Origin of the sequence: Streptomyces sp. NPDC005302 (assembly GCF_040607345.1) — a bacterium.
GTDB lineage: Bacteria > Actinomycetota > Actinomycetes > Streptomycetales > Streptomycetaceae > Streptomyces.
The window spans coordinates 26,242-49,966 of record NZ_JBEXGN010000008.1; the positions used below are offsets into that span (position 1 = coordinate 26,242).

The 23,725-nt window shown below is 72.9% G+C and carries 11 protein-coding genes; all 11 read right to left on the reverse strand.

All coding sequences use genetic code 11. The annotated features are described in order from the left end of the window. Nucleotide 1: 1 nt before the first annotated feature. Nucleotides 2–643, reverse strand: coding sequence for a DUF6084 family protein (locus tag ABZT74_RS14190; protein ID WP_356167875.1), 642 nt, complete (start codon nt 641–643; stop codon nt 2–4). Next, a complete protein-coding gene (locus ABZT74_RS14195; RefSeq protein ID WP_356434927.1) occupies nt 640–1,344 on the reverse strand; it encodes a DUF5947 family protein in 705 nt (234 codons plus the stop codon). The genes ABZT74_RS14190 and ABZT74_RS14195 overlap by 4 nt, the downstream gene beginning before the upstream one ends. Further along, a complete protein-coding gene (locus ABZT74_RS14200; protein WP_356434930.1) occupies nt 1,341–2,252 on the reverse strand; it encodes a NifU family protein in 912 nt (303 codons plus the stop codon). Before ABZT74_RS14200 ends, ABZT74_RS14195 begins: the two co-directional genes overlap by 4 nt. A 25-nt stretch (nt 2,253–2,277) precedes the next feature. Then, nucleotides 2,278–4,059 carry a nickel-dependent hydrogenase large subunit gene (locus tag ABZT74_RS14205; protein ID WP_356167883.1) on the reverse strand — a complete coding sequence of 594 codons (1,782 nt, stop codon included), beginning with the start codon at nt 4,057–4,059 and terminating at the stop codon, nt 2,278–2,280. Between the two features lie 50 nt (nt 4,060–4,109). After that, the gene (locus ABZT74_RS14210) at nt 4,110–5,198 is read right to left on the reverse strand and encodes a hydrogenase expression protein HypE (RefSeq protein ID WP_081223086.1); all 1,089 of its coding nucleotides are present in this window, start codon (nt 5,196–5,198) and stop codon (nt 4,110–4,112) included. A gap of 167 nt (nt 5,199–5,365) precedes the next feature. Beyond that, nucleotides 5,366–19,471 (reverse strand): hypothetical protein, encoded by a 14,106-nt coding sequence (locus ABZT74_RS14215; protein WP_356434933.1) that lies wholly within the window; start codon nt 19,469–19,471, stop codon nt 5,366–5,368. A gap of 31 nt (nt 19,472–19,502) precedes the next feature. After that, complete coding sequence (locus ABZT74_RS14220) at nt 19,503–19,871, reverse strand: WXG100 family type VII secretion target (RefSeq protein WP_356167889.1); 369 nt, start codon at nt 19,869–19,871, stop codon at nt 19,503–19,505. Then, nucleotides 19,864–20,295: a YbaB/EbfC family nucleoid-associated protein gene (locus ABZT74_RS14225; RefSeq protein WP_356434936.1), complete on the reverse strand. Its 432-nt coding sequence runs from the start codon at nt 20,293–20,295 to the stop codon at nt 19,864–19,866. Before ABZT74_RS14225 ends, ABZT74_RS14220 begins: the two co-directional genes overlap by 8 nt. A gap of 57 nt (nt 20,296–20,352) precedes the next feature. Further along, the gene (locus ABZT74_RS14230; protein WP_356434939.1) at nt 20,353–22,641 is read right to left on the reverse strand and encodes a WXG100 family type VII secretion target; all 2,289 of its coding nucleotides are present in this window, start codon (nt 22,639–22,641) and stop codon (nt 20,353–20,355) included. 151 nt (nt 22,642–22,792) lie between these two features. Then, nucleotides 22,793–23,419 carry a hypothetical protein gene (locus ABZT74_RS14235; RefSeq protein WP_356434942.1) on the reverse strand — a complete coding sequence of 209 codons (627 nt, stop codon included), beginning with the start codon at nt 23,417–23,419 and terminating at the stop codon, nt 22,793–22,795. Nucleotide 23,420: 1 nt separating this feature from the next. Further along, complete coding sequence (locus ABZT74_RS14240; protein WP_356167901.1) at nt 23,421–23,711, reverse strand: WXG100 family type VII secretion target; 291 nt, start codon at nt 23,709–23,711, stop codon at nt 23,421–23,423. Nucleotides 23,712–23,725 lie beyond the last annotated feature (14 nt).

The following is a 23,725-nucleotide window of genomic DNA, read 5'->3' on the forward strand; positions in this document are numbered from 1 at the left end:
CTCACTCGACCCCCTTCGCCTCGGTGCTCGTCAGGAGTTCCTCGAAGACCCGCTCCCAGGAGGGCAGCGCCCGCGAGGACCGGTAGCGCCGCAGTGCGTCCAGTACGTCCAGCCGGACGCGCAGCCAGCCCGAGTTGGGGAAGTACTGCTCGATCATGTTCCGCCAGACGTCCACCGGCATGCGGTACGCGGTCTCCTTGTGCCAGGGCACCGGCTCGGCCCGGAAGCCGTCCCGGCCGGTGAAGACGGTGCCGGAGAAGAGCAGCAGCAACGGGATCTCGCCGCGGGACAGCGCCCGGAAGTACGAGGCCGAGGCCACCTCCGTGTCGTAGGTGCACGGCACCGGGAGATCGACCTCCGTCGCGCCGGTGAACCCCGGCACGGTGATGGAGGCGTGGGCGAACTGGAGCGGCTTGAGCGTGCTGCTCCAGCGGTCCGGCTCACCGAACAGGTCGCCCAGCATGCCGACTTCCTCCGGGTCGTAGGCGCGTCCCGCCGGCTCGATGCGGATCTGGCAGCGCAGCGCGACGGCGTGCACCGGCTGGTGGTCGGCCTCCTCGATACGCAGCCCGAACAGCAGCGTGGGTCCTGCGCCGAAGGGCTCCGGGCGCACACCGGTGCAGGTGAAGCGGAGATCGGTCACGGGGTGCCCCCGGAGTGCTCGGCGGTGCTCCCGGACTCCGCCGTGACGGGCGCGGCGGGCGCCGCCGAGCCGGTGGCCGCCGGGCGGTCCGTCTTCAACGGCCTGGCGGCCGCCGTGATCCGCTCGAAGAACTCCGCGATGTCCGCGCGTGCCTCCGCGCCACCGTCGAAGCCCTTCCAGTGCAGCCGCATCCGCCCGACGAGTTCGTAGCAGACGTCGACCGGGACGAGCGTGCAGGTCACCGGAGTGCCGCGCTCGTGGTGCAACAGCAGTGCCTCCACGTCCGGTTCGAGGACATCGGCGAGCCGGCTGCGCCCGAGGACCGCGTCCCAGGTCTGCGGGTCGAGTTCGCTCTCGGTGGCGCCGGCCGGACTCGGGTAGAAGGCCGCGAGCCGGTCGAGGTCGGAGTTGCGGAAGAAGAAGGCGAGCGCGACGGGGATCTGCAGCCTGTTCCAGTCCGCCTCCTCCAGCTCGAAGCCGGGATCGGTGAGGTAACGGGCGGGCACGGCCCGGAAGCGGCCCTGCCCCGCGCCGGGCCGGGTGAACAGCAGATGGCAGGGCGGACAGGCGCACTTCAGGGACCGCCGGGTGGTGTCGACGAGATGCCGGTGCTCGGCGGGCAGCGGCTCACCGCACAGGTCGCAGCGCTCACCGGCCGGGGGCGGCCGCCGGGTGAACTGCTTCAGCACGTCGGCGGTCACGGTCCCGCCCCCAGCAGCTCGCCGGGCAGCGCCACCCGCACCTCGCCGTTCTCCTCCAGCAGGGGCACGGGCTCCAGATGGGCCCGGTCGCCCCGTCCCGCCCGGTGCACGTCGAAGGTCGCGGCGCACTCGGCGCAGCGCAGCGACTCGCCGTCGAGCACCGCGGGCGCGAGGCTCGTGGCGCACACCGGGCAGCGGTCGCGGTAGGCGTACAACTGGCCCGGCAGCCGGACGATCAGCAGGGCGCGTCCGGACACCTCGGTGACGCCGGTGGACGGCTCCTTGAGCGGCAGGGCGCCGGGACCCAGGAGGTACCAGCGGGCCGGGTCGTCCGCGTTCTCCGGCGGGCCCGCACCGTCCGGTGCGTCCTCCGGCCGGTGCGGGAGGATCTGGAGCAGGGCCGGCTGCGCCTCCTCGTCGGTCACGCCCTCGACCTCGATGTGCGCGATCTCGGGGGCGATCCGCGCGACCGCCTCCTCGATGGTCCAGCGCACCGTCTGGGTGGAGGAGGGGCAGCCGTCGCAGCTGCCACGCAGTCTGAGCCGCAGCGTCGGGCCCTCCCGCGCCTCCAGATCGAGCCCGGCCACCTCGACGTCGCCCGCGTGCGAGCCGAGATAGGGCCGGACCTTGTCCAGGGCGCGGCCCACCCGGGTCGCGGTGTCCTCGGGATGCAGGTCGTGCAGGATCAGCAGATCGCTGACCAGTTCGTCGGCGGTGAGCACGGCGAGGGGGTCCGCGCCCTGCGGCGCGGCGCCCAGCAGCCGTACCGCACGGGCCAGGCCCTCGCCGTAGAACTCCACCAGAGAGCGCACCAGTTCGTCCGCGGTGTCGCGCGCCTCCGGTCCCGCCTGCTGCGCCAGTTCGTCGAGCAGCGTCTCGATCCGCTCACCCGTCTCCTGTCCGGCCATCGGCAAGCACCTCTCCTGAGGAAGGTCAGACCGCCAGTCCGCTCAGCCCGGTCGGCATGTGCGTCTCCTCGACGGTCCGCCCGCCGCCGACGTACATGTGCACGCCGCACGGCAGACACGGGTCGAAGCTGCGGACGGCCCGCATGATGTCGATGCCCTTGAACGTCTCGGGCGGGTTCTCCTCGAAGATGGGGGTGTTCTGCACCGCGTCCTCGTACGGGCCCGGTGTGCCGTAGATGTCGCGTACGCTGCCGTTCCACGGCGTCGGCGGATACGGGTGGTAGTTGGCGATCTTGCCGTCTCTGATCACCATGTGGTGGGACAGCACGCCCCGCACGGCCTCGGTGAAGCCGCAGCCGATCGACTCGTCCGGCACGTCGAACTTCTCCCAGGTCTGGGTGCGTCCGGCACGGATCTCCTCCATCGCCTGCTCGGCGAAGTAGAGGGCGGCCGCGGCGGCGTACGCCTGGAAGTAGGTGCGGGCCCGGTTGCGTTCGAGGGCGTTGCTCCACTGCGGGATGGTCCACTCCAGGGCCATCTCCGGCTTGGTCATGGTGCGCGGCAGGTTGATCTGCACGCTGTGCCCGGTCGACTTGACGTAGCCGATGTCGACGAGTCCGGACAGCGCCGTGGACCACAGCCGGGCGATCGGGCCGCCGCCGGTGTCCAGCGCGAGATGGTCCTTGCCGTCGAACCAGCGCGGTGACATCACCCAGCTGTACTTGTCCTCGAAGTCACGCTTCTGCGGCGCGGGGATGGTGTGCTGGTTCCACGGGTGCCGCTCGTCGACGGGGTTGCCCAGCGGGTCCCGCTCGACGAACTTCTCCATGCCGGCCCAGTCCTCGTAGTACGAGCTGCCGAGCAGGATGCGGATGCCGAGGTTGATGTCCACCAGGCTGTTGGTGACGAGCTTGCCGTCCACGACGACTCCCGGGGTGACGAACATCCGCCGGCCCCAGTCCTCCATGTGGGCGTACTGGAAGTCGCAGTACGCCGGGTCGTTGAGCGCGCCCCAGCAGCCGAGCAGCACCCGGCGCCGGCCGACCTCCTCGTAGCCGGGCAGCGCCTCGTAGAAGAAGTCGAAGAGGTCGTCGTGGAGCGGGACCACGCGCTTCATGAACTCCACGTAGCGGGTGAGCCGGGTCAGGTAGTCGGTGAAGAGCTGGATGGTCGCGACCGTGCCGACCCCGCCCGGGTAGAGCGTGGAGGGGTGCACGTGACGGCCCTCCATCAGGCAGAACATCTCGCGCGTGTAGCGGCTGACCTGGAGGGCCTCGCGGTAGAACTCGCCCTCCAGCGGGTTGAGCGAGCGCATGATGTCGGCGATCGTGCGGTAGCCGTGGTCGGCGGCGTGCGGGGCCTCGGTGCGCTCGGCGAGTTCGAGCACTCCGGGGTTGGTCTCGCGGACCATCCGCTCGCAGTAGTCCACGCCGACCAGGTTCTCCTGGAAGATGTTGTGGTCGAACATGTACTCCGCGGCCTCACCGAGGTTGATGATCCACTCGCCGAGGGCCGGGGGCGCCACCCCGTACGCCATGTTCTGCGCGTACACCGAGCAGGTGGCGTGGTTGTCGCCGCAGATGCCGCAGATCCGGCTGGTGATGAAGTGCGCGTCGCGCGGGTCCTTGCCGCGCATGAACACGCTGTACCCGCGGAAGACGGACGAGGTGCTGTAGCACTCCGCGACGCGCTTCGCCTTGAAATCGATCTTGGTGTGGATGCCGAGACTGCCCACGATGCGGGTGATCGGGTCCCACGACATCTCCGTGAGGCCGTCACCGGCCGGCTTGTTCGTCGCCGTCGCCATGGTGCCGCGCCGCCTTCCTGTCGGGTGTGCTGCTCAGCGGATGACCGCGGTCACCACGGGGCCTTGTAGCCGGTCGTGAGCTTCTCGCCCTTCCCGCGCCACTTGGGTTCCTTCTCGACGGTCTTCTCGGTGATGTGACGCAGCCGCCGCACGACCGAGCCGTAGATACCGCTCGCCGTGGCGGACACATGGCCGCCCGGTGGCTCGTCCATGAAGGGCATGAACTTGTCGGGGAAGCCCGGCATGGTGCAGGCGATGCAGATCCCGCCGACGTTCGGGCAGCCGCCCACGCCGTTGATCCAGCCGCGCTTGGGCACGTTGCACTTGACCACCGGACCCCAGCAGCCGAGCTTGACCAGGCACTCCGGGGAGCCGTACTCGGTGGCGAACTGTCCCTGCTCGTAGTACCCGGCCCGGTCGCACCCCTCGTGCACCGTGGCCCCGAACAGCCAGGTCGGCCGCAGCTCCTCGTCCAGCGGGATCATGGGCGCCGCGCCGGCCGCCTGGTAGAGCAGGTACAGCAGGGTCTCCGAGGCGTTGTCCGGGTGCACCGGGCAGCCCGGGATGCAGACGATGGGGATGCCCGCCTTCGACTTCCACTCCCAGCCCAGGTAGTCCGGCACGCCCATCGCTCCGGTCGGGTTGCCGGCCATCGCGTGGATCCCGCCGTACGTCGCGCAGGTCCCGATGGCCACCACGGCGAGCGCCTTCGGGGTGAGCCGGTCCAGCCACTCACTGGTGGTGATCGGCTGACCCGTCTCCGGGTCGTCGCCGAAGCCGCACCAGTAGCCCTCGGGCTTGACCCGTTCGTTCGGGATGGACCCCTCGACGACCAGCACGAAGGGCTCCAGCTCTCCGCGGTCGGCCTTGAAGAACCACTCGACGAAATTGTCGGCGCCCTCCACGGGGCCGCACTCGAAGTCGATCAGCGGCCAGTGCACCGCCACCTTGGGCAGTCCCGGCAGCGCGCCGAGTGCCAGCTCCTCGATGCTCGGCTGGGTCGCGGCGGTCAGCGACACGGAGTCCCCGTCGCAGCTCAGCCCGGCGTTGATCCAGAGGATGTGAACGGTGGGGTCGGTCGGGTCCTGCGCGTCGTCCTGTGCGACGGGATCGGTCGTCGTCGCTGTCGGGGCGTCCATGAGCCCTCCTGGGAAATCGGCTGAATCCAGCCAAAAAATGGCCAAACTGCCTTTCCCATGGTGACCGGTGAGACGCCCGCAGGTAAGTGCGAACGGGCCTTATCGTCCGCGCGCACTGCCCGGGGGCGGGCACCGGCACGGCCCGCGGTGACCGCTCAGGACGGGGCTCAGGGCGCACCGGCGTCCACCGGGGCGTCCGTGGTCTGCCAGTGGTCGATCTCGAAGGTGACCTCGGGGCCGCGGGTCACCCCGTCGTCGCGGCGCAGACCGGACGCGACGGAGATGGTGAACCCGTCCGGGTCGGCGTCGGCACCGCGGTCCCGCAGCAGGTCGGCGATCCGGCCCCGCAGGTCGTCACGGATGAGGGCGGCCATGTCGGCGGTGAGCCGCACGTCCCGGTGCGGGGCGTGACCGTCGCCGTGACCGGTCAGCCGTAGCGACGGCAGCGGCAGCCCGTGGTCCCGGTTCCACAGGCCGACCCGGACCAGGTGCTCGGCGAGCTGGCCGAGCTTGAACCGACCGCCGTCGGCCATCGCGCCCGAGGTGTCGAACGTGATGAACCGGTGCAGCGGCGGGCTGTGGCCGTGCAGCACCACCAGGGTCAGCGGGTTGGCCTCGGCCGAGTGGTGGTCGGACAGCAGCGCCGCGTGCGTCTCGTGCGGGGACTCGCCCGGGCGGCGGCTGTAGGAGCGGAAGTACCACTGCGCCTTGCCCTCGATCATGGGGGCGGTCTTCAGCATGTGGGTGGCAGCCTGGCGCAGCGTGCGGTCCTGCTCGGCCCCGGGCGCATCCTGGTCGCGGGCCTCCTTCGCCGCCACCAGCGCCTCGGCCAGCCGGATCCGCGCCCTGAGGCGGGCCGTCTCCTCCTCGGCCGCGCCGTGCCGTTCGGCGTGGCGGAGCCGATGGGCGAGTGCCTCACCCACGGAGCGCAGCTCGTCGGCCGACTGCTCCAGGTTGTGCTCGACCGCCGCGGCCATCTCGGCGCGGGTCCTGCTGACCCGTGCGTGGTTCTCCAGGGTGAGTTGGGAGAGGCCGTCCTCACTGGACAGCACGACGGACGCGAAGTGGTACCCGAAGTGCGAGCCGCCCTCGCTGCCCTGCTTGGCGTAGTTGACGTCGAGGGACGGCTGTCCCCCGGGGCCGGCCGCGTTGACGGACTGGACGAGATATCCCTCGCCCACCTCGGCCCAGGCGCCTTCGTTGACCCCGATCCGCAGAGCGGCCGCCGACAGCGCCTCGCGGCGCGGGTCGTCGACGTGTTCGTAGCTCAGCGCGCTGCCGTACTCCCGGCCGGGCAGCGGTGCTCCACCCTGGCCGCCGACGGCGCGGTCGTCCCGGCCGACCTGTGCCGCGGCCCAGTCCGGTCCGGTGCGGGCGGGGTCGAGCCGGCCCGCGGCGACCCGGGCGAGGGACTCGGCGAGGTGGTGCGTGCCGGTGACCTCCGCCGTGTCCAGCGCGCTGATCCGGCCGGTCGTGACGCGGGTTCCCGGAACCCGGAACACCGCGTGGGAGGCCCGGACCTCGCCGGACACCATCTGCGCGAAGTCGCGGCAGGCCTCCTCGTCGGAGCGGCCCGAGCGAGTCAGGAACCGCGGACCGATCCGCAGCAACGGCTCCGCGGGCGTTCCGTCCGCGTGCCGCGGGGTGAGGGAGACCTCGGGGTCCGCGATCAGCCGCACCTTGCTTCCTGCGGCGGCCAGCCGGACGTTCGCGTCGGCCACGGCCCGTGGGGTGGCGTACGCGTGCCGGCTCAGGCTGTTGCTGTCCACAGCCAGGGTGCGGTCCGGCGACACCTCGATCCAGGACCCGTCACCGACGCGCACCTCCTCGAACTGCTGGACGGGCAGTACCAGGGCCGGGCTGTCGTCGCGGGCCGGGTCGGCGGCGTGGAGGGTGGCGAAGCGGGTCGCGGGCAGCCGCTGGAACAGCACCGCGTCGTCCGGCGCCGCGACCGTGTACGCGTCCGTGACCAGGCGGTTCGCCCGCAGCTCGGCGAACGGGTCCGCCGCTCCCGTGGCCTCCCACCGGGGGTCGGCGCCCGACAGGGTGATCCGCTCGGCCGTCGTGGTCGGCGTCGGCCGGACGGTCCGCATCGAGAGGGTGCCGCCGACCGGAGTCCAGACACGGTTCCCGGTCGCCCGGTGGACGGCCTGCGGCAGGCCGAGGACGCCCTCCGGGAGGCCGCGCACGGCGAGCACGATGTCGGCGTGCGAGGGCCGGTGCGGGTCGTTCGCCAGCAGGGCGGCGAACTCCTCGGGATCGGAGAACCTGACCTTGCCGCCCGGTGTCTCCAGGGTGATGTGGCGTCCGGCCGCCCGGGCCAGCACCACGTACGCGTGCGCCGGCATCTCCGCCAACTCCCGCGTCCCGTCGTCGCGGACCACGGTGTAGTGGCCGGCGTCGAGCCGGGTGCGTCCCGCGCCCGTCCAGTTGCGGCCGTGGTCCGTCCGGGTGTTCTCGTGCAGCACCTGGCGGACCAGGCTCTCGACGTACGCCTGGTCGCGGCCGGCGAACGGCGCGGCGGCGGCCTCGCGCCCGGTGCCCGCCCGGTCCGCGTCGGGCGAGAGCAGGGCGTCCCGGGCGGCGGCACGGCCCGGGCCGGGCGCACTGTCCCCGGTGTTCGGGAGGTCGCGCAGGACGGGACCGGAGTCGGTGACCGCCTCGATGGCCCGCGCGTAGGCCTCGGGCACCTCGATCGTGTCGATGTCCGCCATCACGCCGTGCCGGTCGGCCTGCCGTTCCAGACGGCGGAAGAGTGTGGACGGGTCGTGGTAGCGGTCGGGCAGTCCGGCGTAGTGCAGCAACTCGTGGAGCGCCCTCGCGTCGTCCGCGATCCCCTCACGGGTGCCCAGCGGGAAGGTGAACTGGTCCCACTCCCGGACCGGTTGACCGCTCCGGCTGATCTCGATGGCCTCCGGGTGGTCCGGAAGGTGTTCCACCTCCACGTCGATGTGCAGCTGGTCGCCCGAACCGGGCAGCCGGCGCCCGTCGTTGACATGGGTGTCGAGGACCTCCTGGAGCCGGTTCCGGTACGCGCCCAGGTCGTCGGCGCCGAATCCCGCGCCGAACCGCACGGGCAGGTGCAGTGAGAGGTTGCGGACCCAGCGGCCGTCGTCCGCCTGGATGCGGGCCATCGCCATCCGGACCACGACGTCCCGCCCGGCCAGCATGCCCGGAGCCGGCCGGTCCGCCCCGGGATGACGGGCCGGGTCGTACCGCTCGGTGCGCAGCACCGCCCACGCCGCGTGCTCCCGGCGTCCACGCCACTGAGCGGGTGCGACGGGCTGCTCGGCGGGTGCGACGGGCCGCTCACCCTCGGCCGGCGGCTGGTCGTCCCGTGGAGGGTTCTCGTCCCGCGTGCCGCGCGGCCCGTCGTCGTCGCCTGCCGAGGCGGGCTGTACGGAGGGCTGTTCGGCCGGAAGCCGGGTCACGGTGACGAGAGCCTGGCGGCGGGCCTCCGGGGTGTCGTGGGCGGGGTCGGTGCCGTGCGGCAGGTCGGGGCCGCGTGACTCGCGCACGATCGTCACGGAGTCGGACGTCAGCGGCGAGCCGAGCCCTTGGAGCTGGGCGTCGAGCCGCCGGACGAACAACGCGCGTACGGCGTCAGCGCGTTCGGCACCGATCTGGACGGACCTGCCGAAGTGGGGCCGGCCCGCGACCAAGGCGACGCCGTGGCCGGTGATCGTCACCTCCGGCAGTCGCAGCCCTGCGGCCACGCCCCGGACCGCGCCCTTCGCCACCTCGGCGGCCAGCGCGTCCACGTGGGCGGCCGCGGCGGGGTCGAGCGCGGTCGCGTCCGCGGAAGCGAACCCCACGGAGCGGGTGACCGCGGGGACGGGCGCCGCGCCGACGGGGGAGTGGTGAGCGGTGGTCCGCGGAGCCGCCGCAGGCGGGGCTGTCCGCGGGGCGCGGGGGGCCAGTTCGTCGGCGCGCAGGTCCGCGACGCGGCTCCTGGGGGCGTGCGCGGCGGCCCGGAGGGAGGTGGAGGCGAGGGGCTGCCGGTGCGGGGCGGGGGCGGCGCCGAAAGCCGCGGGCGGGGCGGGGTGTTCGGGGACGGCCGGTGTCGCGGCGGTGGACCAGTGGAAGACGTGACCGTCGACGGTCCGGGCCGCGCCGTAGCGCCCTTGGTCGTCCTGACTGTGCACGGTGATCCGGACGGGCTGGCGCATCAGGGCCGCGGGGCCGCTGATCTTGGCCTTCCCGGGTTCGGTGGCCGCCCGGCCGTGCGGTAGTGCCGCGTCCGGGGTCGGACGGCCCGGGGTGCCCGGGGCGCGGGTGACCGGACGGGCCGCGTCGTACGACTGGTCGCGGGCGACGCGGCCGGTGTTCAGCGGGACCGCGACCACCGGATCGCTGGTGAGGACCGAGAAGTCGAGCGGGGAGACGCTCCAGTTGTAGGCGTCGGTGGCGGTGATGGCGGCTTCGCCCTTGACCGCGACGGCGAGTTCGTCGTCGGCCGCGTCGCGCCGGTTCAGCTCCACCGCGGGCCCGGTGGCCTCCATGGACAGGGCGACCGACGTGCCGGGCACCCGGTAGGGGGCGTCGGCGGTCCGCAGTTGATGGAAGAGGGCAGGCAGCGACTGCCCGGAGAGCGTCTGGCGGACCGCGAACTGCTCTTCCAGTGACAGGCGTTGTTCCTGGCTGAGGTCGTGCTCACGGCCCAACCGCTCGTCGGCCACGAAGGTGTCGAGCCAGCGCGCTCCCCGGGACATCAGTGGTTCGGGCAGCGCCGACCGCGCCGCCCACCAGGCCGCGTCGGCACCCCGGGAGAGCGCCCACGAGTAGTACGCGCCGGTCTGCCCGAGCAGCCCGTCGCCCCAGGGCCGAGGGGTGGCCTGGGCGCGGACTGCCGTGTCGTGCAGTGCCTTCGCGCTGTCGAATCCGACCAGGTCGTGGGCCTCGCGCAGAGTGGACTGCCAGGCGACACGGTCGGCCGCGCCGCCTCGGCCCGCGAGCACGCCCAGTTGGAGGCCGTCCGGCCGGACGGCCGCGGCGGGATCGGGGTTCTCCGGGAGGCGGGGGTGCGGGGCGGCCGTCGCCCGCTCGGTGAGCGACTCCGGCACCCAGGCGGTCGTCTCGAACGGCCCGACGACCTCGGGGGCCCGGTCCAGGTGGACGAACCGTCCCCACTCGGTGCGCCGGGTCACCGTCACCTCGAAGCGCATGCGCGTGCCGAAGCGGGCGTTCGCGTCGCCGAAGCCCGAGGTCTTGTGGCCGACGGTCGTGGTCACCCCCGACTCCGCACCGGTGCCCCGGCCGCCCTCGACGGCTCCGGCGGGAGCCAGGGACACCGCGTTCAGGTGGGGGACCGGTGGCCGTACGGAGCCTCGGAAGTTCGCCTCGGCGCCGAGCGACCACTTGCCCGCGGCTTTGCCCTTGACCGTGTGCGCGGCGCTCACGTCGCGGGTCAGCGGCCGGTCGGAACGCGAGCCGTCGTCGCGCCAGCCGTCCGTGATCCCGCGCACCAGGACTTCGGTGACGACGCGTCCGGCGCGGGTCTCCTCGACGTGCCGGTCGAGGACGCCGGGACCCACGAGTTCGTCGTAGCGGGCGGCGAGACCGTCCGGCGAGAACGTGTCCGCGAAGGGCAGGGCCGCCACCGGCACGGCTTCCTCGGCGCCGCCGCGCAACTGGCGGTCGATCGCGCGCAGTACGGGGTCGGTGTCCGGTATCTCCACCAGGGCAGCGCCCGAGACTCCCTCGTCGAGCAGGGTGGCCCGCAGCGGTGCGGGGGTGCCGTCCGCGCCGTCCCGTGCCGGTGGACCGGCGTGCAGCCGGGCCACGTCCTCGTCGGACAGCAGCACGAGCACGTCGTGGTCGCGGCGGACCGGCTGCCCGGCCCGCGGCACTCCGCCGGGGTCGGTGACCCGTCCGACGACGCTCATCTCGGCGGTGGCCCGGTAGACGTGCCAGGTGCCGGTGTGGCTCACCTTGCGGGTGGTGCTGATCTGCTGCTTGAGCGTGTCGGCGCCGTCCCACTGGCCGCCGGCCTTGCCCTTGAAGCCGCCGCGCAACTGGTAGCCGGTGGTCAGCTCGCCCGTGGCGGTCTCCGGGAACGATCCGAAGTCCGGGCCGAGGCCGCCCTTGAGGGACCAGGACGTCTGGTCCGTGAGGGTGGTGGACCCACTCGCCTTCACCTCCAGGTCGAGCGTGGCGTCCCCGGTCAGCGTCTCCTGGTAGGTGAGGTCGCTCAGCCGGGTACGGACGGAGAGGCCGACGGTGTCGGGGTCGCGGCCGTCGCCGACGTGCTGGTCGAGGGTGTTGGCCCAGCCGGCGTGCGAGGCCGAGACCAGACCACGCAACTGCGCCTGACCGGAGAGGGCGTGCACGGCCTCGCCGAGATCGGGGACGGCGGGCGGCTCGCTGTCGGTCGTCCGGGACGCGTACGCGCCCCGCAGGGCGGTCTCCGCCTGCTGCCGGAAGCGCGACTCGTCGGCGACGTGCGCCACCGCGTGCAGCTGCGGCAGCCGGGCGGGCCGCAGGAAGCGCGGCGGTGCCGCCGACACCTCCGGGCGCCGCACCTCCACACGCAGCGGTTCGCCGGCCGCCGGGGCGATCTCCCGCACCGGGTGCGGGGCGCGCCCGTCGGCGGAACGGTCCGCGGGCAGCGCACCCGGCGGCTCGCCCTCCCGGTGCGGGCCGATCATGACGCTGTACGCCACCGGAAAGCTGAACGCTTCGGCCTGCCCCTTGTGCTGGAAACCGCGCTTGACCTGCGTCTCCGAACCGGCGACGGTCTGCCGTGAGGGACCGTAAGAACCGTCGGCGCCGCCGAGCGCGAACGCCCGCACCGTGTCCGCCGGGTTGAGCGCGCTGCGTACGTTGCCGCTGACTCCGCCGGTGTGTTTGCTGCCCCGCGTGACGCCCTTGTCGGAGGCGTGACCGCGGGTCACGGTGTTCTTCGCCGTCGAGCGTACGGCTCCGTCGTGGGCGCCCGCCCCGGTGTTGGCCCGGATCACCACCTCGTACGTCCGGCCGGGCAGTCCGGGCAGGTGGGAGGCGTCCAGGGTGATCCGGAAGGTTCCGTCGAGGAGGTGACCGCCTTCGGCGCGCAGACCGGCGGAGGAGACCCGTTCGCGCAGCAGGCGCTGGTTGTCCATGGCCTGCGGGGTGACACGGGCCGCCCCGGCGTCGGGCGGCGGCAGGATACCGGGGGCCAGCGAGCGCAGCCGCTGCGTGATGTGACGCTCCAGCTCCACCGAGCCGGGGACGTCGACGAACGCGGTCCGGTGGGCGGTCAGCGGTGTGCGCAGGTCCCGCGGCACGGCGCGGGTCCCAGGACCGTCCGGGCGGCCCGGGCCCGCGTGGTCGTCCTGGGTGCCGGGGGCCCCGGCGGGGCGGAGCCGGACCCGGAGGACCTCACCGGCCGGCGCGGCGGGCGTGTTCTCCTCGTCCCGGCCGGCGATCCGGGCGGCCGGTTCGTGGCGGACCGCGCGCAGACCGTCCGTTCCCGGCGAGAAGTGGTCGCGCAGCACTTCGACACGGAACCGCGCCCGGGTGCCGATCAGGTCGCCGGTGCCCGCGTGCTCGACGCTGCTCTCCAGCGAGAAGGTCTGTTTGCCCTTCTCCTGGTGCGCCTGGCTGTGGGCGTAGGTGTAGCCGCCGGTGAGCGTCAGCCAGGTCGACTCGCTCGTCTGCCGGCTCTCCCACAGCCGCCAGGACCCGCCGCCGTTCAGGCCGGCCGACCAGTTGGAGGTGTCCGTGCGGCCCGTCCCGTGCTCGCCGGTGGCCTTGCTGCTCACGGTCCGCTTGTCGGAGACGGTGCCCTCGTGGACGGAGGTCTCGGGTTCCAGGGTGAGGCGGAGCCAGGCGTGTCCGCCGTCCGAGAGGTCGAGCCGCTTGGAGGTCAGGCCCCAGCCGGCGGCGTGCTCGAAACCGTCGACGACGTTCTTCGGGGACAGGAAGGCGAGAATGTCGTGGTGGGCGGTGCCGTCCGGCCTTCCCTCCAGGGGGAGTTGACGGAAGACGTCCGTGCGGACGGTGTCGAGTCCGGTGATGTCGAGGGGGCGTCCCTCGGCGGCTCCGGGCCGGTCGTGCTGCCAGCCGTTCGTCCGTGCGGCCGGCTGGGCGCCGGGTCCCGTGCTGGGGCGGGCGATCTCCGCCGTGACGTCGGCGGCGATGTGCACGGTGCTGGGCGAGGGGAGCGGGTGGCCGTCCGGTCCGACGACCTCCGCTTCGTAACGGAAGCTGGAGACGTACGTGTCGGTCGGGCCGGTCAGGGCGGTCTTCGTGGCCGACTCGGAGCCGGTCGTCACCGAGGTGTCGGCGGCGTGCGTGACCCCGCCCGCTTTCACCGACGGTGTGACCACCGCGAGTTGGTCGGCGTGCCCCGGTACCGAACGGATCACGACGGGTGCAAGGTCCAGGCCCGCCTCGGAGGTGGTGAGCGAGGTCTTCTTCGGCTCGTCCTGCCGCTTGGCCTCGGCCGTCCGCTCGAATCCCTTGCCGTCGTTCTCGTTCGACCGCGGTGCGTCGGCCTTGAGGCGCCATCCCGCGGGACGGGCCGTGAGCACCACGTCGTGCGGGATGCCGCCGACCCGGAGCTGGAAGCGCAGGCCGCCGTTGACCATCTCGTCGTGCTTCGCGCGGAAGGCGGCGGGGTCGAACTCCGCGTCGAGCTTCTGCACGACCTGCCGGTCGGTCCGGTACCGGTGGGGCAGCGTCGCCAGGACGCGGGCGCGCAGCGCCTCCGGACCCGGCGCGTCCGTGATGTTGATGCCGGCCAGCGATCGCTGGTACCGCCCGCCCAGCCGTGCCGGCGGATCGGCGTGCGGCTCGGGGGACGCGGCCCGGTCGACGAAGGGCTCGGGCGGTCCGCCCGCGCGGCCGGGATCCCCGGTCGGCGTCGGCGGGCTCAGGGGATCGCCCTCGGGCTCGACGACCTGCGGCTCCGGCTCCACCACGACCTGCCGTACGGCCGACGCGCTCGACCCCAGCTCACTGAGGGGGAGTTCGCGAGGAAGCGCCGACGATTCCGGTTCCACCAGCGGTGGTTCGTGCCGCGCGGCCGGCGACTCGGGCTCCGGCAGCCTCGGTTCGGGTTCCGGCGACCTGGTGAGCGGCTGAGGGATCATCGCTTCGGCGGGTTCCGCCGCCCGGTCCCCGGACCGCGGCTCCGCCTCCGCCTCGTCGGTCCGCAGGCCGGGCCGGGGCCGCGGATCGAGCTCGACGGGCCGGGCGTGGACGAGTTCGGCCTCGTTCAGGCCGGGGTGGAAGCGGAGCAGGGGCTCGCCGCCCTCCTGGTGCGACTCCACGATCTTCGTGAAGATGCCCTTGCTGAACGGCGACGACGGTTCCCAGTCCATGTGGGCGCCGTGCATGACCGCCATGTCGTTGGCCATCATCTCGCCGACCACCCGGTCGTACGGACTGCCCTTGAGCCGCGTACTGCCCGGCGTGCTGATGTCGAACACGTCGTGGTCGCCGGTGATCTCCCGCCAGCCGCCCTCCGTGTCCCGGCCGAACACCAGCCCGTCCTCGACCTTGAACCTCCCCTGCGCCGCCAGGTTCTCCATGACCGGCGCAAGGGTGCCGAACTCCTTGTCGCGCTGCTCGAACCGCGCCTCGATACGGCCCCAGGTCCGGTCGTCGATGTCCCCGCGCTGCGGCATCTCGGGCCGGAAGTACCCGATCAGGCCGCGGTGTTCGGCCCGGGCGCCGAGATGGACGTCCACGTCGTTGATCGACTTGGCCTTGATGTCCTTCGGCTTCGGCAGCTTCCCCTGGTCGAGCCAGTCGGGGGCGGTCGGGTTGGTCGGCCGGACGTCGATCCTCAGCCGGTGTCTGGCCGACATCTCCTTGAACTTGGCGAAGTTCGCCTCGGGCATCCCGTAGAGGGCCCGCGCGTCGGCCGGGGTGACCCCGGTCGACGACAACTGGCGCAGCTCGGCGAAGCCGTCCGTGGTGGGCACCGCCGACAGCGAGGGGTGGTCCGGCGCCGCGTCGGCGCGGGCCCGCCCCTGCGCGGAGGACTCCGCCTCCGCCTCCCCCGAGGGCCGCGCACGGGTGGAGGCCGGTGCCGGACGGGTCATCATGGCGGTGCCGTCGGACTGCGTGACGGAACCGCCGTTCCCCGTGTCCGAGGTGTTCGTGGCGGGCGCGCGCGGCGCGACCTCGCCTCCGCCGGACTGCGCCTGCTGCTGGTAGTACGCCTGCCACGCCAGGGCCTGCTGAATCCGGCGTCGGGTCTCCCAGACCTGCGGGAAGTACGGGAGGTACTGCTGCACGAAGTCCGCGTACATCTGCGACGCGCCTTCGGGATAGTTCTCCGGTGCGATCGCGAAGAACTGGTCGATCGGCGCCAGGTACGGCTCGACGTCGTACCCGGCCAGGTTCCGGTTGTGGCGGACGTGATCGCGTACCGCCTCGTACCGCTGCCGGGCGTGCTGGAGGCGGTCCGTGTCGAAGGCGTCGCGGTCCTGGCCGCGACCGTCGAGTCCCAACTCCTCGCGGATCGACTCCAGGTCCCTGTGGGCGAAGCCTCTCTCCCGGCCGTACACGTCGACGGGCTTGCGCCAGCCGGTGGCGGGATCGGCGGGCCGGTAGGTGCTGTACGGGGGTGAGTCCTCTTCGAACTGCTTCGCGTAACGCCCGGAGGCGGTGGGGGGATCGCTGACGACGACGCGCTCGTAGCCGGGGGCGAGGCCGCCCTTACGGGTGCTGCCGGAGCCGTTGTTGTCGTGCCAGGCCTCCATGCGGCGGGAACCGGTCGCGTCCGACTCCTCCAGATAGTGGACGCCGTGGCCGATCAGCGCGACAGCCTCCAGGTTCCCCGAGCGGAACCCGAGGTGCTGGACCCCGTGCTGCCGCGCGAGGTGGTCGTACAGCCGGAACTGGCCGGTACGGGTGTTGCCGCCCCAGGCGGTGAGCCCCGGGTCGGTGCCCCGCCAGAAGCCGGTGACCTGGTGGATGGCGTCGGTGTGCAGCTCGGCTCGCATGTCCCGGACGAGTTCGTCCCACTTTCCGCTCCCGGCCCCGTCGGGATGCGGGTCGCCGGTGATGATCACCGCCTTGTAGCCGTCCCCCAGATTCCGAAGGAGCTGGCGGACACCCTGGAAACTGGTGTCGTGCTCCATCCGGCTCCTGAGGTCGGACCACTGCGTGGCCTTGCCCGAGAAACGGGACCACAGCACGAGCACGGGTTTGTCGCCCGCCGGGATCCGGATCCCCTGTCCGGCCAGCCACCCTTCGACCGCCGGGTCGTGCTGCGGACCCAGGTCCCAGGCGTCGCGGACCCGCTCACGCAGATGCGGGGAGAACTCCCGGGCGACGTGCTCGGTGCCGTCGGTGACCCCCCACAACTCCTTGACCTGGAACATGTCGTGGAAGGACTTCCGGATCAGCCACTCGGTCTGTGCGATGCGGGTCGCTTCCTGGTTCAGGGCCGGCCAGGGGTTGCTGCCCGTCTCCAGACTGGGAACGTCCACGAAGTGGATGCGCGCCGACGCGATCCCGCTCTCGGCGTAGAAGGCCGCGATGGCCCGGGACTTGTCCCGGACCGGGTCGTGTCCGGGCAGACCTGCGGCCGGTCCGCGGGCGATGAGCACGTGCCGGTTCGGGTCGTGGAGCAGGGAGGTCAGGATGCCGAACTGGTCGCCGGATGCGTAACCGGGTTGCATGATCAGGGAGTTGTCGGGCGAGTACGTCGGCTGACCGACCATCCGGGGGGCGACCGCAGGCACTTCGGCGCGGTCACCCGACCGGTTCTGCGCCCCGTCCGTAGAACGGTTCGCCCTCCCGGTCCCCGACCGGTCCTCGCCCTGCCCCTCCGACCGGGTCCCCGACGCGGTCTCCCGGGGTTCACCGCTCGGGACGGCCGCCTCGTCCTGGCCGTGCCGCAGGGGGTCGGACACCGGGTCCACCCACACGTGGCTCCGGTCGGTGGCCGCGGCGCCGTGCCAGGCGCGCGCCCACTCCTCGTCGTGCGGGAGACCCGCCGACCCCAGGTGGTCGGGGCGTGGGGTGCCGGAGGTCCCGTCGAGGTCGCCGACCAGCGCGCCGATCAGCCGCAGATGGCGGTCCCGCAGACCGGCCTGCCGCAGGTTCTCGGGGGCCGCCGCCCGGTAGTCGCCCTGGAGGCTGCCCTCGACGGCTGGGCGATGCGGGGTGCTCGCGTCGCGGTACTCGTCGCGCAGGCCGATCTGGTGTGCCAACTCGTGGGCGTAGTCGACGGGTTCGGCATCGCTCCACCACGCCCGCTGGTCCATCGCCCGGTCCCGGCCGACGAGGTCGACGGTCAGGTGCGGGGTGTCGCCGGGCGCCGCGCGCAGCACCGTGACGTGCAGCCGGTCGCCGTTCGGCAGGTGGTAGCCGGGCTCGTTGAGGAACTGCCGGACGCCGTCGGCCATCCGGTCCCAGACGGCCGCGGTGTCCCGGCCCACGCCGTCTCCCCGGAACGCGACCCTGACCGTGAGGTCGGTGACCGGGCCGCCCCGATAGCTGAACCGGCGGGCCTCGAAGCCGGACCGGACGACGAAGCGCGGGGTGCGGTCGAGCCGCATGCGGGGCGCGGGCACCCGTTCGCCGGGAGCGTGACCGGGGGGCGGCGGCGGGGTGGGTCCCGGGTCGGGCGTGGAGGGGATGCTGGGACGCGTGGTCGTGGTGTCCGCGTTCCGTGGGGGAGCGGCCTGTCCTTCCGCCCTGCCCGCGCTCTGCGCCGTGGTGAGGGACTCCGTCGTCGCGGGCGCCTCCGGCCCGTCGGCCGCCGCTCCGGTCGGGGCCTGCGGACCCGGGGCCCGCTGCGTGCCCGCTGTCGCGCTCGTCGGCGCCGTCGTGGTCTCCGCTCGGGCGGCCGTCGTGGCCCCCTGCCCGGTCGCCGTGCCGTTGCCTGCCGCCGGGGGCGTCGTCTCCGTGCGCACGGACGACCGCGGTCCGCCGGATCCGCCGGGCCCCTCGGACGCCGTCGACGAACGGGTCCGCCCCGTAGCGGAGTCGGCGTCACCCGAGCTGGTGGAGGTGGTGGCGGGACGGGGAACAGCCGCTGCGCTGCCGCTGCCCGAACCCGCCCCCACACCGGTGCCGGGGCGGACGGTCGAGGCGGGGCCCGGTGTCGCCGTACCGGCTCCGGGCCGCCCGGTCGCGCCGTTCGGGGAGGCCGACGTGCCGGAGGAGGCGGACGGGGTGGTGCCGGGTGCCGTGGCGAGGGTGGTCGCGAAGCCGGGCAGGCCGCCGTCGAGCGTGGCGGCCACCGGGGTGTGGGTGCCGCCGGTGCTGCCGTGGACCGGCCGAGCGCCGTCGGCGCGCTGCCCGTGGACGCCGGCCCCTTCCGTCTCCTCGCCGGTCCTGGTCGCCGCTCCCGTCGCGTGCGCGCTGCCGGTGTTCGTTCCGTCGGCGGTCATGGGCGCGGCCTTGCCCGGGGACGGCGGCGGGTCCGACAGGGCCGCCTTCTCCGCCGTCTCCAGGCCGGGCAGGTCGAAGGTGAGCGGGCCGGGGACGTTCAGGTGGACGGGGTCGACCTCGGTGGTGCTTCCCTTGCCCCCGAAGCGGCGCTTGCCCCCGCCGCCCAGGGCTCCGAGGGCTCCCGCGGAGATCGACGTACCGAACTCGTCCTCGCCGCTCTTGTAGATCCCGTACATGATCCCGGCGGTGCTCAGGCCGGTCGCCGCGCCCAGGACGCCCTTGCCGAGCAGGGAGTGCGCGAACTTCGGGGCCAGGACGCTGCCCGCGCCGAAGAAGAGGCCGCCCATGGCCCCGCCGATGGCCCCGGAGACGACGGCGGACACCGTGTTGTCGGTGCTCCACTCGGTGCGGTCGCCCTTGAGGAACTGGATGGTCTGGACGGCGACGTCGAGACCGACGTTCATGGCGACACCGGTCGCCACGGAGATGAGCAGCCGCCGCAGGATCATCTTCACCGCGACGCGCGCCGCGGTGACGGCGAGCGGGATCACCTCGGGCGCGAAGAAGGCCCACTGGGCGATCTGGGCGGCCAGCAGGATGAGCTGACCGAGGATCATGTACTTGGAGTACTCGACCTGGACAGCGGTGTGTCTGCCCAGCTTGCCCAGTTGGCCCGCGGACTCCGCCATCTCCGGCAGCGTGGACTCCAATTGGGTGACGAACCCGCGGAACTCGTCCGCGACCTGCCCGCCCACGCTCTCCAGGACGCCGTTGCCGGACGCGCCGATCTGCTCGCTGATCCCCTTGAGTTCCTGCGCGGCCTCGTTCCAGGCCTGGCCGAGGGCGTGCAGGTTGTCCTCGTTGCCCTTGGGCCACGCCTGGCCGACCGCCAGCCGGGCGACCCAGGCGAGCTCGGGGGGCATGTCGACGCTCATGTGCTGCCGTGTTCCTCTGTCGGGCCGTGCTCTAGCGGCGGGAGCGGTGCGGCGACACGTCGCTCACCGTGGCGGAGTCGGAGGGGGTGATGGCGCGCAGCGCCTCGACGTTCTGTTCCTCGGTCCGCTCGAAGCCCTTGGCCATGGTGCGGATGCCCTCGACCGTGCTGTCCAGGACGTCACCGACCCCGGTGATGCCGTGCCCGAGCTGCCGCTTGGGCTCGGCGTACTGCTCCAGGAACTGCCGGCCGCTCTCGTCGTCCCCCCAGCAGTCGCCCAGCGCCGAGAGCCGGCCGTCCAGCTTGGTCGCGATGGACCGGATCCGCCCGGCCAGCTCCTGCACCTGCGGGGCGGCCTGCTCCAGGCGCTCGGTGTCGACGGAGAACGTGCCGTCACTCATGGGTCTCCCCCTGGAAGCCGTGGTCGACGTAGTCGCGTACGGAGTCCGGCATCGCCGGGTCCTCGGGCAGCAGGGCACCGGGGTCGACCCGGCCCTGCAGCAGGTCGGCCACCGTCACCCCGGGGGGCAGCTCGCCGGCGAGCACTCCGGCGGCACCCTCCAGCGCCTCGGACCGCGCCTGCTGGAGCGTGGCGAGCAGCACGTCCGCGAGTTCCTTGGGGGCCATCCGGCGATAGGCGCCGGTGGGGAACTCGATGGCCGTGACCTCCCCCTGCGCGCCGACGGTCACCTTCACCGTCTGGCGCGGGGCGGTCGCGGTCGACGTCGTCGCGTTGATGCGGCGCCGGGTCTCGGCGGCCTCCTCGCGCTGCCGGCGGTACTGCTCCAGCAGGTCCTCGATCTGCTGGTCATACGGGCTGGGCACCTGAACTCCTCTTCCCAAGAACGGTGTTGACGGGCGACGATCCTCGGCGGGGCGGACTCAGTAGGTCGCGGCAGGGCCGCCGGGGACGGTGCCCCACGTGCTCTCGTCCTGGACCAGCAGGTCCGCGATGCCCCGGCCGGTCTCCTCGGTCTCCTCGCCGGCCTCGTCCCCGGTCTCCCCGTCGGGGACCTCCGGTTCGGGCCCTCCGTCTCCGCATCCCGACACTCCACGGACGGCGCTCACCACCGGCGACCCGGGGGCCTGCCGTTCCGGCTGCCAGGTGCTCAAGGGCTCGCTCGTCGCGCCCTGTTGCTCCTCCTCGCACTCCTCCCGCGTGGCTCCCGCCCCGGGAACCGCCCAGAGCAGCGGCACGAAGGCGCCCGCTCCCGCACCGGTCTCCCAGGCGGAGAAGTCCTCCTCGCCGTCGTCGGCCACCGGACGCGGGACGAGAGCGGTGCCGTCGTCGCCGGGCAGCGGCAGCCCGTCGGAGCCGACCGCCGCCCGGGTCGTGGCCGTCGCAGGTTCCGTGGCACCGGCCACCGGCGCGGCGGCCGGTCCGGCCGTCGCCGACTCTTCGGTGCGCCCTTCCACCTCGCCTTCCACCTCGCCTTCCACCTCGCCGTCCACCTCGCCGTCCACCTCGCCGGCCGCCCCGGCGGACGCCACGCCCTCCGCCGCGGCCGCGCGGGACCCCTCGGCGCGGACGGTGGCGCCGGGGGCGCCGAACCCGGGCAGGTACGGCACTCCGGGGAGGGTGGCCACCGCCGGGGCGACCTCGTCCGTACCGGCGTCCTCGCCGCCCTCCCAGGGCTCGGTGCTGTCGTCCAACAGCCCGGAGGCGTCCGTCCGTTCGCTCGCCGCGTCCCGGCCACCGCCGGTCGCGCCCATGCCTCCCGTGCCGGGCATGTAGGGCATGCCGCCCGCACCCAGGCCTTCGCCGCCCGCCGCGGCGCCCAGTTCCGAGCCGACGTCGTCGCCACCGGTCATCGCCTCGCCCTCCCAGGGCTCAGCGCTCGCGTCGAGCAGCCCGGAGGCGTCCGTCGGCTCCGAGGACAGACCGCCGCCGGAGCCCGTACCGCCCATGCCCGGCATGTAGGGCATCCCCGATGACGTCGCCAGCTGGGACGGCATGCCCGCCCCGGTGGCCGACCCGTCGGCGAGACCGCTGTCCAGGCCGCCGGTGAGCCCGTCCGAGAGACCGTCCGAGAGCCCCGTGTCGCCGAACGCCTCGGGGTCGGCCGTCGAGAGACCGTCGAGGGCTCCGGTGCCGGCGCCCGACCGGCCGGTGCCCAGTCCAGCCAGGCCGCCGAGACCGGGAAAGGAGAGCGGGTTGAGCGCGCTGTCGAGAGCCGAGGGGTCGAGACCGTCGAGGCCGAGGTCGTCGAGTCCGGTGCCACCCAGCCCCGTTCCGTCAAGACCGGTGCCGTCGAGACCGGTGCCGTCGAGTGCGGACGGGTCGCCGGGGAACCCCGCAAGGTCACCGGACGCGTCCAGACCGTCCGGTCCACCGATGCCCGCACCCGTGTCCAGCCCCTTGTCGAGACCGGTGTCGGGCAGGCCGGACAGGTCCGAGAGGCTGCCCGTGTCACCGATCCCGCCGTCGGGTCCGCCGAGGTCGGGCCCCGGGTCCGGGGGGCCGTCGCCGGTGCCGGGACCGTCGGGGCTGTTGCCCGGGGAAGTCACGGGGACGGGGTTGACGATGTTGTCCGTGGTGACCTGGTAGGTGTGCGCGAGGCTCTTGAGGACGCTGCGCATGTCCTCGTTCATCATCTGGACGAGCTCGGGCTTCTGGCTGATCGGGATCAGACCGTTGGACATCGGTGTGACGCCCATCGCGATGGCCTGGTCGGCGTACCAGGCGTCGATCTCGCCGAGCTTGCTCTGCGCGCTGCGGAGGGTGACCGCGTTGTTGGCCAGTTGGTGGGGGATCGAGTGGTCCCCCGTCGACCCCCCCGCCAGGACATCGGCGTTGGCCTTCACCTGGCGGGAGAAGTTGGTCATCATGTCGAGGAACGAGTCGGCTGCTGCCCCGTTCCACGGCCCGTTGTCGCCCGCGAGCGCCTTGGCCTGGTCGACCAGGCTCTTGGTGATGGCCTGCAGGGTCCGCTGTACGTGGAAGAAGGCGTTGGCGGCGTCCATGAGCGACTGGGGGTCGGCGACGGCGCGGGCGTGCGACGCGTTGGCGTCGTTCGAGACCCCGGCGGACATACCGGTGATCGCCGCCTTGATCTGCTTCCAGTCCCAGTTGTCGTAGTCGTTGATGCTGCCGTTGGACGAGCCGTCCGGGCTGCCGAAGATCGTGCCGTCGTCGCCCTGATGGAAGCCGCCGCTGTTGTAGTCCGCCACTCTCGCTCTCCTGTACGCACCTGTGCCGCGTCCGTCGCCACGCCTGGCCCCGCTCCTGCCTCGTCGCCGCCCCCCGCGCGGGTGGGCGGCCGACCGGCCGCGCCCGGCGCCCGGTGTCGGGGCTTGCGGGCCGTCGACCGCCGGGTACGGCTCAGGCGGGGGCCGGTGTGTTCGTCGTGGGGTTGCCGGTGCCGGTCATCCCGGTGCCGCCGTTCGAGGTCATCATCGTGTTGAAGTCGTTGGCGGTGTTGCCGAGCGCGTCCGCGAGGTCGGTGGCCGACATGGTGTTGGCCTCCTCCGTCGTCCCGTAGTCGTGGCTCAGCTGCTTCATCCCGTCGCGCAGATCCGTGAGACCCGTGACCAGGGCGGACAGGGCGTCGCCGTAGCTCTTCTTCAGACCCGCGTCGGCGTTGGGGCCGTTGACCTTCGTCCGCATCACGTTGGCGTGGTAGAAGGCGCCCGGGGCGATGGAGACGTCCGCGAGAGCGGTGGCGACGTCACGCACCGGCTGGATCAGCAGGCCGATGTTGGTGGCGAACAGGTCCATCGACGGGGTGCTGACCGAGGTCCCGTTCGAACCGTTGCCGCCCGGTACCGGCGGTGGCACGAACGGGTGCAGGTCGCTGAGGACGCCGGGAGTGTTCTGGACGCCCGTGCCGCCGTGGTAGTGGTGGTCGCCGGAGCCCTGCGTGGAACCGGTGTTGCCGTCGCCGTAGTCGTTGGGGTTGGTGTTCGGGTCGCTGTTGCCCCGATCGGCGCTCTCGTCCGTGATCGCCATGTCACTGGTCCCAGAGACTCACACCGTGCCGCTCACCCGCGTGGTAGGCCTCGTTGATGTGGCCGAGCGAGTTCGTGGCGTTCTGCGCCTGGGTGACCATGTCGGCGGCGGCCGTGTCCCACTTGAGCTTGACGACGTCGTACGTGCTGCGCGCGTCGCTGGTCCACTCGCTGAGGTGGATCTTCGTGCTGTCGTCCAGGTCGGTCAGCGTCTCCTGGATCTTCTTGCTGATCGCGGCCATCTCGCCGACGACGTACTCGATCTGGTTCATCTGGACTGTGTAGGTGGGCATCGTGAGGCTCCTCG